The 15,368-nt window shown below is 66.5% G+C and carries 13 protein-coding genes; 3 read left to right on the top strand and 10 right to left on the bottom strand.

Translation table 11 applies throughout. The features are described 5' to 3' along the window. Nucleotides 1-37: 37 nt before the first annotated feature. Genes CH295_RS12330 through CH295_RS27770 form a run of 5 tightly spaced genes read right to left on the bottom strand, consistent with a single transcriptional unit; the run spans nt 38 to nt 4,683 of the window. The gene (locus tag CH295_RS12330) at nt 38-673 is read right to left on the bottom strand and encodes an acetoacetate decarboxylase family protein (RefSeq protein WP_094740851.1); all 636 of its coding nucleotides are present in this window, start codon (nt 671-673) and stop codon (nt 38-40) included. Further along, on the bottom strand, nt 673-2,364 hold the full coding sequence (locus CH295_RS12325) for a GMC oxidoreductase (RefSeq protein ID WP_094740850.1): 1,692 nt from the start codon (nt 2,362-2,364) through the stop codon (nt 673-675). The genes CH295_RS12330 and CH295_RS12325 overlap by 1 nt, the downstream gene beginning before the upstream one ends. Then, complete coding sequence (locus tag CH295_RS12320) at nt 2,361-3,890, bottom strand: flavin-containing monooxygenase (RefSeq protein ID WP_252342017.1); 1,530 nt, start codon at nt 3,888-3,890, stop codon at nt 2,361-2,363. The genes CH295_RS12325 and CH295_RS12320 overlap by 4 nt, the downstream gene beginning before the upstream one ends. Further along, complete coding sequence (locus tag CH295_RS12315) at nt 3,887-4,492, bottom strand: TetR/AcrR family transcriptional regulator (protein ID WP_502694489.1); 606 nt, start codon at nt 4,490-4,492, stop codon at nt 3,887-3,889. The genes CH295_RS12320 and CH295_RS12315 overlap by 4 nt, the downstream gene beginning before the upstream one ends. A 35-nt stretch (nt 4,493-4,527) precedes the next feature. Then, entirely contained in the window at nt 4,528-4,683 is a 156-nt protein-coding gene (locus tag CH295_RS27770) for a hypothetical protein (protein ID WP_170945877.1), read from the bottom strand. Between CH295_RS27770 and CH295_RS12310 the strand changes: the two genes are divergently transcribed. Continuing rightward, on the top strand, nt 4,682-5,596 hold the full coding sequence (locus CH295_RS12310; protein WP_094740848.1) for a polysaccharide deacetylase family protein: 915 nt from the start codon (nt 4,682-4,684) through the stop codon (nt 5,594-5,596). The two genes, CH295_RS27770 and CH295_RS12310, sit on opposite strands and share 2 nt — an antisense overlap. A gap of 242 nt (nt 5,597-5,838) precedes the next feature. On the opposite strand, the gene CH295_RS28235 is transcribed toward CH295_RS12310, so the two are convergent. The 3 genes from CH295_RS28235 to CH295_RS12290 all read right to left on the bottom strand — a co-directional run bounded on the left by CH295_RS28235 (nt 5,839) and on the right by CH295_RS12290 (nt 9,960). Next, nucleotides 5,839-7,554: an HNH endonuclease signature motif containing protein gene (locus CH295_RS28235; protein WP_252342016.1), complete on the bottom strand. Its 1,716-nt coding sequence runs from the start codon at nt 7,552-7,554 to the stop codon at nt 5,839-5,841. A 47-nt stretch (nt 7,555-7,601) separates the two neighbouring features. Then, nucleotides 7,602-8,003 carry a DUF6855 family protein gene (locus tag CH295_RS12295; RefSeq protein ID WP_094740847.1) on the bottom strand — a complete coding sequence of 134 codons (402 nt, stop codon included), beginning with the start codon at nt 8,001-8,003 and terminating at the stop codon, nt 7,602-7,604. A 148-nt stretch (nt 8,004-8,151) separates the two neighbouring features. Beyond that, nucleotides 8,152-9,960, bottom strand: coding sequence for a multicopper oxidase family protein (locus CH295_RS12290; protein WP_094740846.1), 1,809 nt, complete (start codon nt 9,958-9,960; stop codon nt 8,152-8,154). 117 nt (nt 9,961-10,077) lie between these two features. On the opposite strand from CH295_RS12290, the gene CH295_RS12285 reads away from it, so the two are divergent. Further along, nucleotides 10,078-11,148: an ABC transporter ATP-binding protein gene (locus CH295_RS12285; protein ID WP_094740845.1), complete on the top strand. Its 1,071-nt coding sequence runs from the start codon at nt 10,078-10,080 to the stop codon at nt 11,146-11,148. A gap of 50 nt (nt 11,149-11,198) precedes the next feature. Here CH295_RS12285 and CH295_RS12280 read toward each other — a convergent pair whose 3' ends face one another. Next, complete coding sequence (locus CH295_RS12280) at nt 11,199-12,221, bottom strand: aspartate-semialdehyde dehydrogenase (protein WP_037187825.1); 1,023 nt, start codon at nt 12,219-12,221, stop codon at nt 11,199-11,201. A 3-nt stretch (nt 12,222-12,224) separates the two neighbouring features. After that, nucleotides 12,225-13,490 (bottom strand): aspartate kinase, encoded by a 1,266-nt coding sequence (locus tag CH295_RS12275; RefSeq protein ID WP_037187823.1) that lies wholly within the window; start codon nt 13,488-13,490, stop codon nt 12,225-12,227. Nucleotides 13,491-13,639: 149 nt separating this feature from the next. Between CH295_RS12275 and CH295_RS12270 the strand changes: the two genes are divergently transcribed. Continuing rightward, entirely contained in the window at nt 13,640-15,319 is a 1,680-nt protein-coding gene (locus tag CH295_RS12270) for an FUSC family protein (protein ID WP_141217011.1), read from the top strand. Nucleotides 15,320-15,368: the final 49 nt, after the last annotated feature.

The following is a 15,368-nucleotide window of genomic DNA, read 5'->3' as shown; positions in this document are numbered from 1 at the left end:
CCCTAATCTGGACTAAGTCAAGAAAAACGGATCTCGTCTATCCGACCAGGCGCGCTTCACCCGTCCGCATCGAACCCGACACGATCTGCAACCCGAAATACGTGCCCGACGGCATCCAGCGACTGAGCGTCGGGCCTTTCGCGTCCACCTCGACGCGGGCCACCCTGGCTCTGCCCTTCAGACTTGCGGTGGCGATGGCCGAGCCGCCGGACACCGGCTGCGCGAAACCGAGGGAGCCGAGCATCGGGAACTGCGGTCCCACGGGGCGGGACGTCGTCCGCACCGACCATTCGTCGCCACTCGCCCCGGCCTCGCCCAGCACGTCGCCCTCGAATTCGGCCAGCACCTTGGGCAGGTGCCAGTTGGTCCGGCCGCCGTGCACCGACGTCGCGGAATCGACGGCGATGAACGGCACCGCCATGCGAGGAACGCGTCCGACGTCCCGGCGCAGCGCCGGGCTCGCCAGGATCTCGCGGTACGGACCGACCGGCGACGTGGTGTAGTCGACGACCATGCACATCGTGATCGGCAGCGTCTTGGCACCGCTCGGTGCGAAATCCGACGACCGGGCCCGATGCCACCAGATCGTGGCGCGTACGTTCGCCGGCCACGGCGCTGCCGGACTGACCGGCCAGTCGGTGCGCTCGGTCTCGGATTCGGTGACACTCCACATCAGGAATCCCTCCCCACGACGGTCAGGGGGAGCCGCAGGGCACCCGGGGCCGACACCGGCACAACCGGATGCACGGGCTGAGTGGGTGTGATCTCCTGATACTCCGTGCCCACCGCAGGTCGCCGATCGGGCTCACCCTTGTTGGGCCACAACGCCATTGCACGCTCGGCCTGGGCCGTGATCGTCAGGGACGGATTGACACCGAGGTTGGCGCTGACGGCAGAACCGTCGAGCACGTGCAGTCCCTCGTAGCCGTAGACCCGCTGGTACCCGTCGATCACGCCGGTCTGCGGCGAGTCGCCGATCGCGCAGCCACCGAGGAAGTGCGCGGTCATCGGAATGTTGACGATCTCGGCGATCGATCCGCCCGGGTCACCGCCGATCTTGTCCGCGAGCAGGCGAATGGCCTCGTGTCCCTGCGGAATCCACTGCGGTGGTGGATCACCTGCGCCGGGCCTGCTGGTGAGGCGGCGCCCGAACGGTCCCTTCTTCGATCCGAGCTCGAGCGAGTTGTCGTCGGTCTGCATCACCAGCGCGATGACGGTTCGCTCCGACCAACGATGCACCGACAGGCTCCGTACCGCAGCGCCGGGGTGACGCAGTGCGACGCCGAGTGTCTTGAGTACGCGCGGCATCTTGCCGCCGCCGTCGCTGAGCACGGTCTGCAGCAGGCCGATGGCGTTGCTGCCCTTGCCGTATCGCACCGGCTCGATGTGCGTGTGATCGTCCGGATGGAACGACGACGTGATCGCCACGCCTTCGTGGTAGTCGACCTCACGGCCGCGGGCGGTCGCCGCGAGCACGGCCTCGGAGTTGGTGCGCACGAGCGAACCGATGCGTTCCGAGAGGCGCGGCAGCGAGCCCTTCTCCTTGGCCGCCAGCATCAGCTTCTGGGTGCCGTAGGTGCCGGCCGAGAAGATCACCTGATCCGCGGTGATCGTCTTCTCCTTGCGACGCAGCTTTCCACCGGTCCGACGCGTCACCACGTCGTAGCCACCGCCGTTCGGGCGCACGTCCACGACTGTGGTCAGCGGAAGAACATGCGCGCCTGCGTGTTCGGCGAGGTACAGGTAGTTCTTGACGAGTGTGTTCTTCGCACCGACGCGGCAGCCGGTCATGCACGCTCCGCATTCGGTGCAGCCGGTGCGTTCGGGCCCGGCACCACCGAAGAACGGGTCGGGTGCAGTCTTGCCGCGATCGCCGAAGTAGACGCCCACCGGGGTCGAGGTGAACGTGTCCCCCACACCCATGTCCTCGGCCACCTCTTTCATCACCTTGTCCGAGGCGGTGATGGTCGGGTTGGTCTCCACGCCGAGCATCCGGCGGGCCTGGTCGTAGTACGGATTCAGCTCGCGCTGCCAATCGGTGATCGAACCCCACTGCGGGTCCTCGAAGAACTTGGCCGGGGGTTGGTACAGCGTGTTCGCGTAGTTCAGCGAACCTCCTCCAACGCCGGCTCCCGCCATCACCAGCACATCGGGCAGCAGGTGAATACGCTGCACCCCATAGCAACCCAGCGCCGGAGCCCACAGGTACTTGCGCAGACGCCAGCTGGTCTTCGGCAGCTCGTCGTCCTCGAATCGGCGGCCGGACTCGAGAACCGCCACCCGGTAGCCCTTCTCGACTGCCCGCAACGCGGCGACACTGCCGCCGAAACCGGAGCCGATGATCAATACGTCGTAGTCGCTCATGCGGATACCACCTCGTTGTCTGAGTCGAGAGCGTCGGAGACGAGCCGATAGTTCGACACGTCGAACTCGCGCGTCTTGTTGCGGAACCGGAATGTGTAGGTGGGCCACATCGTGGAGTTGCGACCGTTGGAGTCGAGGTACCAGCTCGAGCAGCCGCCGGCATTCCAGACGGTGCCGTCGAGCGCGGAATCGACCCACGAATTGTGCTGCCGCTGAGCGGATTCGTTGACCTCGACGGCCGCGATCCTGCGATCCTTCATTTCGTTCAGCGCGGAGACCACGTAGTTGGCCTGCGACTCGAGCATGTAGACGATGGAACTGTGCCCGAGGTTGGTGTTGGGGCCGTACATCAGGAACAGGTTCGGGAAGCCGGCGACGGTGGTCCCGAGATGCGCCTGCGGACTACCGCCCCAGTGTTCCGCCAGCGTCCGACCGTCGTTGCCGCGCAACAGATGCGACACCGGAGGCTCGGTGGGGGTGAACCCCGTCGCGAAAATGATGGTGTCCACCTCGTGGTTGCGGCCCGAGGCGTCGACGACGCCGTTCTCGGTCACCGACGTCAGCCCCGACGTCACGAGATCGACGTCCGGCCGGTCGAGCGTCGGCAGCCAATCGTTGGACAGCAGAAGCCTCTTGCAGCCGGGTGCGTAGTCGGGAGTCAGAGCCGCACGCGTCACGGGATTCTTGACCTGACGCTTCAGATTCGACTTCGCGAACACCTTCACGGCGGGCAGCAGCCACGGGTTATCCGCCAACACGGTCACGTAGGCCTCGCGATAGCCGTAGATGACACCACGAACCGCTCGGTGCGCCAACGGGATTCGCTCGTAGAGTGTGCGCTCGAGGCGGCCGATGGTGCGGTCGAGGCGCGGAATCACCCATGCGGGGGTGCGCTGGAAGACGGTGAGCCGCTCGGCGCGGTCGACGATCTCGGGGACGAACTGCACCGCCGACGCCCCGGTGCCGATGACGGCAACCCGCTCGCCGGTCAGGTCGTGCTCGTGATTCCACGTGGCCGAATGGAACACGGTGCCGGTGAACGTGTCGATGCCGGGGACGTCCGGGATCTTCGGAGTGGACAGCGCCCCGGTGGCGGCGACCAACACCCGGGCGCTCGCGGACCCCTGCGACGTCTGCACCGACCACCGCTTGCTCCCCTCGTCCCAGGTCGCGGAATTCAGTTCACAGTTCGTGACGATGCGATCGCTCAGATTCAGGCGATCCACCACCGAACGCAGGTAGTCGAACAGCTCCGGCTGGCGAGCGAAGGTATGACTCCACTTGGGGCTCGGTGCGAACGAGAACGAGTACAGCGAGGTCGGCACGTCGCACGCGCACCCCGGGTAGGTGTTGTCGCGCCACGTGCCACCGACGTCGGAGGCGCGTTCGATCACCGTCACGTCGGCGCTCGGATCGTCGGCGAGGATCTTCGACACCGCGGCCAGGCCCGCGAAACCGGCTCCGACCACTAGTACGTCGAGCTGTTCGGGCAGTGTTGCGTAGTGTGCGGGCAGCGTTGCGTTCACGAATCCATCACCTTTTCGGACCAGACGGGAAGGAGCCGCCCGCGCAGTTGCGCGTCGGCTTCGGGAGTACGGAACAGCGCCGAGACAGCCAGTCCGCGGGCGAGTTCGACACTGAGCTCGATGGACTCGGGGGACATCCGGCTACCCATGACGATCTGGGCGCCGCCCTGAATGGCCTCGGCGACGCGTCGCTCCAGCGGGATCATCGCCTCGTGCAGCGCCGCGTCGGTACGGGCCGCCACCCAGAGCTCGAGCGCGGCGTGGAACAGGGGGCCGGAGAACGCGTCGGCGAGGATCTCGGGCCCTCGCTCGGGGTCCGGTTCGGCTTCGAGGATCTCCGAGAGACGCCGATCGACGAGGTGCTCGACGGCCGCGATCAGCAGGGATTCCTTGGTCGGGAAGTGGTGCAGCTGCGCGCCCCGCGAGACACCGGCGCGCCGGGCGATCTCCTGGGTGCTGGTCTTGGCGAAGCCGAGTTCGACCAGGCAATCGATCGCGGCGTCGAGCAGCTTCGCCCGAGTGCCCGCGGTGCGTTCGGCCTGCGTCCGGCGCTCGGTGGGAGCTGCATCGTCGAGCCCTGTGTCGGTAGTCACACTTCGCACAGTAGCGCGAAAACAACAAACAGTCCAGCCTGACTTTAAGTTCGTTCACCTCTTCGATTGCGCTGGCGATCTGCCGCCAGGACGACCGACAGGCCCCACGGGACCAGCAGATCGTGGACCTCGTCGCCGCCGTGACGCAGTCCCAGTGACCACCGTTTGTCTCGGCTCGCCGCGGGCAATACCGCTGCCATGCCCCTCGCCTCCCACGGACGCTTCGACTACTCCCCCATCGTCGATCGGCCACAGTTCGACTGGCCGGGTGGGGCGGGCCTCGCGGTGTACGTCGCGGTCAACTGCGAGCACTTTCCTTACGACGACGGCAAGCCCGGCCTGGGCTACACGCCCGCGATGGATCAGCCCAATACCTACAACTGGGGCTGGCGCGAATACGGCAACCGAGTGGGCGGGTTCCGGATTGCGGAGACGTTGCAGCAGAGCGGAGTTCGACCGGCCTTGCTGGTCAACACCGAGGTGTACGAGCATGCCCCGCAGCTGATCGACGCCTTCCGCGCCCTCGATGCCGAAGTGGTCGCGCACGGACGAACGAACGCCGTCCAACCGAACGCTCTGGACGAGGATGCCGAGCGACGCTCCATCGACGAGGTGACGACCGCCATCGAGCGTCACGAAGGAGCCCCACCTCGGGGTTGGATGAGCCCCGGTGCCAACCCCAGCCGCGTGACCGAAGACCTGCTCGCCGAACGCGGCTACGAGTACACCTTGGACTGGCCCATCGACGATCAGCCGGTGTGGCTCGAGACCCGGGGCGGCACATTGCTGAGCATCCCGTACCCGCACGAGGTCAACGATCTCCCTGTGTTCGTTCACCATCACCAGACCGCAGAAACGTTCGAGCGCAACATCATCGACAGCTTCGACGAGCTGAAGGAGAACTCGACCCGCCAACCCGTAGTGCTCGCGATCTCGCTGCACACCTTCCTCACCGGACAGCCCTATCGTCTCCGACGGTTCCGCGCGGCGCTGCAGCATATAACCGACAACAGTGACGGCGTTTGGTTCACCACCCCGGGCGAGATCGCGGCGCACTATCGCAGTCTCGTAGGCCCCACAGACACCGGCCATCGACCACCGCGCGACGGATAGGCGACGGATAATCCACCGCTGGTGCCGCCAACGACCTAGTTCATTTGGGCGGCTACCGAATGCTGAAAGCCGGCCCGGCGGTGGCGAGGGATCGGGCGAGAGAGCCGCTGGTGCATGAGAGGCGGGCGCGCGTCAGTTCTGATCGACAGCACCGTGCACACGGGGAGGCGCGCGCCGAAGCATGTCCGATGGGCGCAGGGATCCGAGGGGCAAATGGCTAGGGCGGCGCGACTGATGCGCGGTCAGGCTGCGCGACGTTTTCGGCGGTGGTAGCTGGGGATGGGTTGGCGTGTGGGGTCGATGGATTCGGGTGGGATGGCGTAGGGGTGTCCGTCGTCGCCCATGAACAGTTGCCAGTCTCCGTGGTGGACGAGGCGGTGGCATTCTCCGCAGACCAGAGCGAGGTTGTTCAGGTCGGTGTGGCCGCCGTGTTCCCAGAATTTCACGTGGTGGGCTTGGCACCACTGTGCGGGGCGGCCGCACATCACGCAGCAGGTGTCGCGGATGGTCAGAGCGATCCGTTGGTCGTCGCTGGCGAGTCGGGTGGTGCGGCCGAGGGCGAGCGGGACGCCGTGGTGGTCGACGATGACGGGGGTCAGGTCGGCGTCGCAGGTGAGAAGTTCGGCGAGGGAGCGACTGATCGGCCCGGTCCAGTCGAAGTGGAACGGCCACTCGGCATCGCCCGGCTCGGGCGCAGACCTCTGCCCGGCATCGCTGCTGGAATCGTGGGTACGTGAATTGTCGCCGGCACCAGCACTGCTCCCGCTGACACGGTGACCGCCGCCCGCACCGTTGGGACTCGTGTCGGCATCACCGGTTCGGGCAGTGCCATCGGCACCAGCACCAGCCCCCTCGCTGACGCGGTGCCTGCCGTCAGCGCCAGCACTGCTCTCAGGGACGCCGTGACCGCCGCCAACACCACTCAGACTAGCGTCGGTATCACCGGTTTGCGCGGTGGCATCGGCCGCGGGTGGCCTCGAACCCGTTGGTGCGCATGCAGATCGGCCTCTGTCGCCGCGAGCGAGCAACTCCCGCAGCGGGACGATCAGGTGCACCGACGCTCGCGACCCGCCCGACGATCCCCGGCTGCCGCCGTGTAGGTGCCGGTCGAGGATCTGATCGAGCGCATCGGCCCGCCGCTTCGACGGACCACGCGGGTCGCGTTCACCACCGGGACCCGGGCGCGGGGCAGTCAACGGCGACAACACCGTGAGCAGCTTTTCTGCCAGCAACCGGTCGACGTTGCCGCCGATCTGGAAGCGGCCACCGGCAAGCGGGTGGACATCGAAACGGTTCAGGTCCGGGTTCTCCGCCACCGGTCGCGGTGCAGGAGTCGGCGGAACAGGCTCGGGTGCAGGCGGTTCCGGATCGGGCAGCCTGCCGGTGGAAGTCGCTGAATGATCGCTCCGACCCGCCTGATCTTGACGCTCCTGCTCCCGCTTTTCCTGCTCTCGTTGTTGTTGCTCGCGTCGGTCCTTCTCGTGTCGGGCTCTGGCGTCGTCCGCCGCCGAATGCGCCAGTGCCTGCGCACGGGAGGTGACCTGCCCGGCGGTGCTGCGCATCGCGGTCTCGAGCAATTCCGCGACGACAGCGTCACGGCGCTGCTCGTCGAGGGTGGGGTCGGCGACCACCACGGTGGCGTAGCCGTCGGCGATCGCCGAGGTATGCGCGGCGTGGATGTCACCACCTGCGAGGGCGTTCGACACGCTCGGCCACTCGGTGAGCCACTGCCCCAGCTCCATCTGACGGGCAGCGGACCCGTCGGTGATCCGCACCGATCGCGCGTACCACCGGGTCACCGACGAGTGCCCGAGCTTCATCGCCAAACCGCGTCGGTCCATCTCCGCCAGCAGCGTCAATCTCGTTGCAGCGAGCACATTTTCGAGGGAGGCAACGTCGGCCAGCTCGGAGACCAATTCCTGGTCCCCGAGCCCGAACACATCCCCCCATGTCTTCACCCCACGAAAGCTATACCCACCCACCGACACGTTTCTCGATGACTCGTCTACAACGCCCGCATGCTGTTGTTCCGGGCATTGTGGGTGAGCTCGGCCAGACCGAGCTCCTCGAGTAGCGGCGGCAGGTACATCCCGAACCGGCCGCGGTATCCGTTCCTCAGCCCGTACCAACCGCCGACTGGATTGTCGGGCGAGCGCCCCCACGCTTCGACCGTGCCAGGAGCAGCCGACTTCTTCTCGTCCGCGGCACCGAGCAGTACCCACTCGGCCTGCTCGGTGAGCCACGCGTGCAAGTCCTCGACTGCCTCGATGCGGTAGCGCAGGGTCGTCGTCCCCACCTGGCATACGAGGGCAGGCGGCTCGTGGTCGGGATCGCGGTACATGGTGTACGCCGAGGTGCCGGGGGCGGTGGTGAGAGCCCAAGGGTCGGATGTGGTTCCGCTGCTCATGTGCGAGGTCCGTTCCGTTGTCGCAGTCAGCCGATGGGCAGAAAGGTCGACCGAGCGCGGTGATTGCCTGACGCGGCAGGGCCAGTGTGGGCCGACCGGACGGTGAACGCAAGCAACTCCCGGCCCAGGACAGGTTCGGGTGCGTGCGTCACGGAGCGACGGTGCGGTACCGCAACATCATTTCGTGGTCCTCGTGGTCGAGCATGTGGCAGTGCCACATGTACCCCTGCAACTCGCCGCCTCCACCCATGTCATGGCCACCGTGCTCGCCGCCGTGGTGCGCGGCCGGACCGGCGAAGGTGGCGTCGGGGTCGAACCCGAGTTCGTCGGCCGTCGGGAATCGAACGAGGATCTGTGTGACGGTGCCCGGGTAGGTGTTGACGGTGTCCTTCCACCCGGCTTCCCACGAAGCAGGCGGCACCGATGGACCGGTGAGGAACTTCTCCACGGGCGGAGCCCATCTGGTACCGAACGTGGGCCGGGGGAAGTCGCGTTGGTAGGCGGCGAGGTCGATGGGAATACGGCCCAACGTCCGAAAGTGCGCCAGGTGCAGGTGAATCGGGTGGGGCTCGACCGTCGTGTTGACGATGTTCCACATCTCCACGGTCCCCTGCTTCGGCATCTCGATATCCGGGTCCGAGTACCGCAGGTTGTTCAGGTTCATCAGCGTCATGTCCAGGTTCAGCCCACCGGACGGCTGGTTCACGGTGACCGTTCGAGTGAAGGTCGCGGTCGGCAACGGCGGCAACACATCCGGCTGACCCTTTCCACCGCGTAGCAACGACGGCATGCCGCCTCGGAAGCCTGCGGCGGACGCGACGCGGAACTGACAGAACAGTGGCATCGGCACCGCACCGAGTGATGCCGCCTGAGCAGGTGGTGGCTCGTCGTTGAGCAGCTCGATCAGTGCGCCCGGCTCCACGGCACCGAAGTCGACGAGGATGTCGGCGCGCTCGGCAGGTGCGAGCCGAATGCTGGTGGTCTCCACCGGGGCGTCGAGCAATCCACCGTCGTTCCCGATGACCCAGAAGCGAAGTCTGTTGGTGAAGAACAAGTTCCACACGCTGTACGACCCGGCGTTGACCACGCGCAGCCGATACATCCCGCGTGCCACTTCCATCGTCGGCCAGATCTTGCCGTTGACGACGCCCACGTCTCCGGTGCCGCCGCCTTCCCATTTACCCTGCGGCACGGTGATGTTGGAGCGGATGCTCATGCTGCCGTCTGGGTTCATGATCTTTTCCTGCAGCACCAGCGGCAGCTCGAACTCTCCCGACGGCAGACCCAGTGCGTTGTCGGGTGTGCCGGTGTCCCAACGATCTCGGACCAGGTTGATGCCGAGCAGACCTGCGTAGACGTTGATGCGCGTCATCGACATGGCGTGGTCGTGGTACCAGAGTCCCGCGGCGTCGTTGAGTCCCGGGAAGTTGTGCGTCATCGACTCGCCCGGGCGCACCAGCATCTCGGAGTGCCCGTCGCTCGCCGGTTCGGTGATGCTGCCGTGCAGGTGCAGTGACGTCGGCGTCATCGTGCGGTCCATCTCGCTCATGCCGTGCAGCGAGGTGTCGATGTCCGCGGCGAGCGGGTTGCCTGCGGTGGTGTTGGAGTACTTCAACGTCCAGGGCTGGCCTTGCTGCGATTCGATGGTGGGCCCGAGGTAGTCGCACTGCCCGTATCCAAAGGTGGGTCCGGGGCGCAGATCGGCGTGGAAAGCATGCATGGAACTGTGCGCGTCCAACGTCACTTCCGTACCGCTGATCAGCGGCAACCTCGGCAGCTCGTCCCGGAACGGCGTCAGGGGCGGTGAGTGGAACAGCAGGGGGCTCTGGCCGCGGAGGAAGTCGTCCGCCAGTGCTCGACGCGTCGTCGACGCCACCGGAAGAGCAGCGGCTCCGGCGGCGACGGCGGCCACGGCCAGCCCTCGCAGCGCGGTTCGTCGGGACACAGCTCCGCTCACCCGGCCACCTCTCTACTGGTTGTGATGGGGGCCATACTATGTGCTCGTCGGCTCCCGCCGTCACCCCACACTCGGATCGTCCGGCACGTTCCTGCCGGTGGAGGGATCTATTTCGTCATGGCAACAATCTCGTTCGAGCGCACCACCAGGCTGTTTCCGGGCTCCGACACTCCCGCGGTGAACGAGCTCGACCTGCACATCGAGGACGGCGAATTTCTCGTCCTGGTCGGCCCATCCGGTTGCGGAAAGTCCACCTCGCTCCGCATGCTCGCGGGCCTCGAAGAGGTCAACTCGGGCCGCATCCTGATCGGCGGCAAGGACGTCACCCATTCCGAACCCAAGGATCGCGACATCGCGATGGTGTTCCAGAACTACGCGCTGTACCCGCACATGACCGTCGCCGAGAACATGGGGTTCGCGCTGAAGCTGGCGAAGGCGAACAAGGAGGACATTCGCACTCGCGTCGAGGAGGCCGCGAAGCTGCTCGACCTCGAGCCGTACCTCGACCGCAAGCCCAAGGCCCTCTCGGGCGGCCAACGTCAGCGGGTTGCCATGGGGCGCGCCATCGTTCGTCAGCCCCAGGTGTTTCTGATGGACGAGCCACTGTCCAACCTCGACGCGAAACTTCGGGTCCAGACGCGCACTCAGATCGCGCAGCTGCAGCGCAGGCTCGGGACGACGACGGTGTACGTCACTCACGATCAGGTAGAGGCCATGACGATGGGCGATCGCGTCGCGGTGCTCAAAGGTGGTGTGCTGCAGCAGTGCGCGACTCCGCGCGAGCTGTACCGGAAGCCGGTCAATGCGTTCGTCGCCGGGTTCATGGGCTCACCGTCGATGAATCTGTTCCGTGCCCCGGTCACCGACGGCGGTGTTCGCCTGGCCGATCAGGTGATTCCCGTACCGCGGCAGACTCTCGGGTCCGCCACGGAGGTGATGTTCGGAATCAGGCCCGAGCACATCGAGATTGCAAGCAGTGGAATCGCTCTGGAGATCGACGTGGTCGAGGAACTCGGTTCCGAGGCGTTCGTGTTCGGCCGCGCAGACATCAACGGCCGCACCGAAACCATCGTCGCCCGGGCCGATTGGCGCAGCCCGCCCGAGAAGGGCGACCGCGTCCATGTGCGCATCGACGACGCGCACGCGCACATCTTCGACGCCTCCGCCGAAGGTCACCGCCTGAACTGACCGTCGTGCGCGTTGTGCGTGACCCCTGGGGACGCACAACGCGCACGAGGTCAGACCAGCAGCTCGGCGATCTGAATCGTGTTGAGCGCCGCGCCCTTACGCAGGTTGTCGCCCGAGACGAACAGGGCCAATCCGCGGCCCTCGGGAACACCCGGGTCCTGGCGGATGCGGCCGACCAAGGAATCGTCCGCGCCTGCCGCCTGCAGAGGCGTCGGCACGTCGACCAGCGAGACACCCGGTGCCGAGGCCAGCAGTTCGCGGGCACGCTCCACCGAGAGCGGGCGATCGAACTCGGCGTTGATCGACAGCGAGTGGCCGGTGAACACCGGCACGCGGACGCAGGTACCGCTGACCAGCAGGTCGGGCAGGCCGAGGATCTTGCGCGATTCGTTGCGCAGCTTCTGGTCCTCGTCGGTTTCGCCGGATCCGTCGTCCACCAACGCGCCGGCCAGCGGCAGGACGTTGAAGGCGATGGGCGCGACGTACTTGTTCGGGGCCGGGAAATCCACCGACGAACCGTCGTGCACCAGCTTTTCGACGTCGCCGATGACGGCGCGCGCCTGGGTGGCGAGTTCCTCGACACCGGCGAGTCCGCTACCGGAGACGGCCTGGTAGCTCGAGACGATCAGACGCTGCAGGCCTGCTTCGTCGTGCAGCACCTTGAGCACCGGCATCGCGGCCATGGTGGTGCAGTTGGGGTTGGCGATGATGCCGCGCGGCGGGTTCTTCGCTGCCTCGGGGTTGACCTCGCTGACCACCAACGGCACGTCCGAGTCCTTGCGGAACGCCGACGAGTTGTCGATGACGGTGGCACCTGCAGCGGCGAAGCGCGGTGCCTGCTCACGGGAGAGCGTGGCTCCTGCCGAGAACAGCGCGATATCGATTCCGGTCAGGTCCGCGGTGGACGCATCCTCGACGACGATCTCCTCGCCGCGGAACGGCAGCTTCTTGCCCGCCGACCTGGCGGAGGCGAAGAATCGAACGGTGTCGGCGGGAAAGTTACGCTCCTCCAACAGTGTTCGCATGACAGCACCGACCTGGCCGGTAGCTCCTACGACTGCAACTGTGGTCATCTTCTATCGTCCTGTCCCTGCGTGTACGACGGCTTCTTCGTCGCCGCCGAGATCGAAGGCGGCGTGCAAAACGCGCACGGCCTCGTCCAGCTCGGTGTCGTTGACCAGCACCGAGATACGGATCTCGGAGGTGCTGATGAGGTCGATGTTGACGCCTGCCTCGGCCAGCGCCTCGCAGAAAGTCGCCGTGACGCCGGGGTGGGTCTTCATTCCTGCGCCGACGAGCGAGACCTTGCCGATGTGGTCGTCGTAGAGCACCTGCGCGAAGCCGATCTCGGACTGCAGCTTGGTCAGCTTCTCCACGGCCGTCGGACCGTCCGACTTGGGGCACGTGAAGGTGATGTCGGTCTTTCCGGTGTCGATCTTGGAGACGTTCTGCAGCACCATGTCGATGTTGATCTCCGCGTCGGCGACGGCGCGGAAGATCTTGCCCGCGTAACCCGGCGAATCGGGGATGCCGACGACGGTGACCTTCGCCTCGCTGCGATCGTGTGCGACGCCGGTGAGAATTGCTTCTTCCACTGGAATGTCCTCCATAGATCCGGAGACGATCGTTCCGGGTTTCGTGGTGTACGACGAGCGCACGTGAACAGGAACGTTGTAGCGACGGGCATATTCGACGCAGCGCAGCATGAGCACCTTCGCGCCGCAGGCAGCCATCTCGAGCATCTCCTCGAACGAGACGGTGTCGAGGTGCCGGGCGTTGGGCACGATGCGCGGGTCGGCGGTGAAGATGCCGTCGACGTCGGTGTAGATCTCGCAGACGTCGGCGTTCAGTGCTGCTGCGAGCGCAACGGCGGTGGTGTCCGAACCTCCGCGACCGAGCGTCGTGACGTCCTTGCTGTCCTGGCTGACGCCCTGGAATCCGGCGACGAGCACGATCGAACCCTCGTCGAGGGCGCTGCGCACGCGGCCGGGGGTGACGTCGATGATCTTGGCGTTGCCGTGCACGCTGGTGGTGACGACGCCTGCCTGGGAGCCGGTGAACGACCGGGCCTCGGCACCGAGCGAGTGGATGGCCATCGCGACCAGCGCGTTGGAGATGCGTTCACCCGAGGTGAGCAGCATGTCCATCTCGCGGGCCGGCGGGGCCGGGCACACCTGCTGGGCCAGGTCGAGTAGTTCGTCGGTGGTGTCGCCCATGGCCGACACGACCACGACGACGTCGTTGCCTGCCTTCTTGGTCTCGACGATTCGTTCAGCGACGCGTCGGATACGTTCGGCGGTTCCCACCGACGATCCACCGTACTTCTGGACGATGAGAGCCACGCCTGTTTACCTCCGCTGGATAGCCGACAATCGGGCGATTGTTCCGGGGTAACCCTACCGAGCGAATGCCCCGAGCAGTGGCCCGGGTAGCTCCGAGCTGGGACTTTAGGGTGGCTCGCCTGCGGATACGCCTGTCCTAACATGGTCGGGTGACCCTTCCCGAGCACCGCCCACCCCCACCCCCGCGAGGTCTGCGGGTGCTCTTCGGGCTCCCCGCCGTCGGCCGTCGCTGGCCGGGTGGACTGCGCTCGGCTCTGGCGTTCGGTGTCCCCGCGATCGCGGCGTGGGTTCTCGGGTTCCACACCGAGGCCCTGCTGGTGGTTTCGGGCAGTTTCGCCGTCATCTACGGCGAGGGCCGTCCGTATCGTTCGCGTTGGTGGGTGGTCCTGACCGCGGGCGGCGCACTGGTGGCCTCGGTGTGGCTCGGGGCGACGGCCGGGCAGATGTCGCTCGATCTCGGGAGCACCGGAGTGGCGCGGATGATCCCGGTGACCCTGCTCTCGCTCCTCGCTCTCGTCTCGGTCTACGTCATCGCTGCGCTGCGACTGGGACCGCCGGGAGCGTTCTTCTTCGTGTTGGTGTGCGCGGTGTCGTCGTACATCCCCGGAGCCGGCATCAGCGCCGCTCACGGAGCGGTCTGTGCGGCAATCGGCGTCGCGTCGGCGCTGGTGGTGTCGATGTCCGGGGTGCTCTGGGATCCGCGAGGACCGGAGCGCGAGGCCGTCGGAGCCGCGGTGGGTGCCATCGAGAAATACACGAGCTCGCCGACGGCGTCTGCCGCCGATCGTCATGCTGCGGCCGCGCGTCTGCACGCGGCTTGGGCTGCGGTGTACGACGCGGGTGCCGTGCGGCTGTCATCGAGGCCGGTGCTGGTTCAGAAATTGTTCGACGCGCATCGGGCCTTTGCGGCGACGACCACTGCGCGGGCCGATCCGGATCGGGCGGTTGATTCCGTGTCCGATCAGCTGCCGCTGGCCAGGCCGAGCGTCGGGTATCGGTTGCGGCGCTCGCTGCACCGTGATTCCCATGCGATGTCGACCGCCGTTCGGGTGTTCTGCGCGGCAGCGGCGGCAGGCGGGGTCAGCGTCGCGCTGGATCTGAGCCGACCTGACTGGGCGATCCTAGGTGCCGTCCTGGTGTTGCAACAGGGTCCCGATCGGGTGCACGGCACCTACCGTGGCCTGCAGCGGCTCGGCGGAACTCTCGCCGGCGTCGCGCTGTTCTCGGCCATCTTTCTCTCGCCGTTGACCGGTCTGGCCGTCATCGTGGTGTTGATGGTGCTGCAGTTCGCGATCGAGGTGTCGGTGGCACGCAACTACGGGTTGGCCGTCACGTTCATCACTCCGCTCGCCCTGCTGATGGGCACCCTGACCCATCCGGGGTCCGTGCTGGAGGACATCGTCGTCGACCGGATCGTGGAGACGACGGTGGGAGTAGCTTTCGCATTCGCGGCGCTGTGGCTGCTGCTGCCCGGGGCATTTCGTCGCACGTTGCTGTGGTCCGACGGCCGAGTCCTGACGCTCGGCGCGCATCTGCTGACGGTGCTGCGGACCGAGGACGTGGCCGCGCCGACGGCTCTCGCCGTGCGGCGCGACGTCCAGTTCGAGCTCGTCGGGTCCGCTCTCGCAGGTGCCGAGGCCGCGCACAACGATCGAGGGTGGACGCATCGGGTCTGGTCGCAGCATGTCGAGGTCGATCGCCTCGGGTACGAACTCCTCGCGCACTGTTGGACGATGACCGACGTCGGACGAATGGATGACATCGAACGTTGGCAACGGCGGCTCGATGCGGTGGGTGTCAGGAGTGGAGCCGGCAGGAACGACCAGTGATACAGAATTCGACGCGTCAACCCTGGGGTAGGCCGTCGGTCGGCGGTAG

The sequence above is a fragment of the Rhodococcus sp. 14-2483-1-2 genome, from assembly GCF_002259405.1.
Classification (GTDB): domain Bacteria; phylum Actinomycetota; class Actinomycetes; order Mycobacteriales; family Mycobacteriaceae; genus Rhodococcoides.
Note: the sequence above shows the minus strand (reverse complement) of the source record. Positions and strands in the feature narration are given on the sequence as shown.

Bases quoted from the DNA above. Each gene is read 5' to 3' on its own strand.
- CH295_RS12330 (WP_094740851.1), bottom strand. From the start codon at position 673: ATGTGGAGTGTCACCGAATCCGAGACCGAGCGCACCGACTGGCCGGTC.
- CH295_RS12325 (WP_094740850.1), bottom strand. From the start codon at position 2,364: ATGAGCGACTACGACGTATTGATCATCGGCTCCGGTTTCGGCGGCAGT.
- CH295_RS12310 (WP_094740848.1), top strand. From the start codon at position 4,682: ATGCCCCTCGCCTCCCACGGACGCTTCGACTACTCCCCCATCGTCGAT.
- CH295_RS27770 (WP_170945877.1), bottom strand. From the start codon at position 4,683: ATGGCAGCGGTATTGCCCGCGGCGAGCCGAGACAAACGGTGGTCACTG.
- CH295_RS12295 (WP_094740847.1), bottom strand. From the start codon at position 8,003: ATGAGCAGCGGAACCACATCCGACCCTTGGGCTCTCACCACCGCCCCC.
- CH295_RS12285 (WP_094740845.1), top strand. From the start codon at position 10,078: ATGGCAACAATCTCGTTCGAGCGCACCACCAGGCTGTTTCCGGGCTCC.
- CH295_RS12280 (WP_037187825.1), bottom strand. From the start codon at position 12,221: ATGACCACAGTTGCAGTCGTAGGAGCTACCGGCCAGGTCGGTGCTGTC.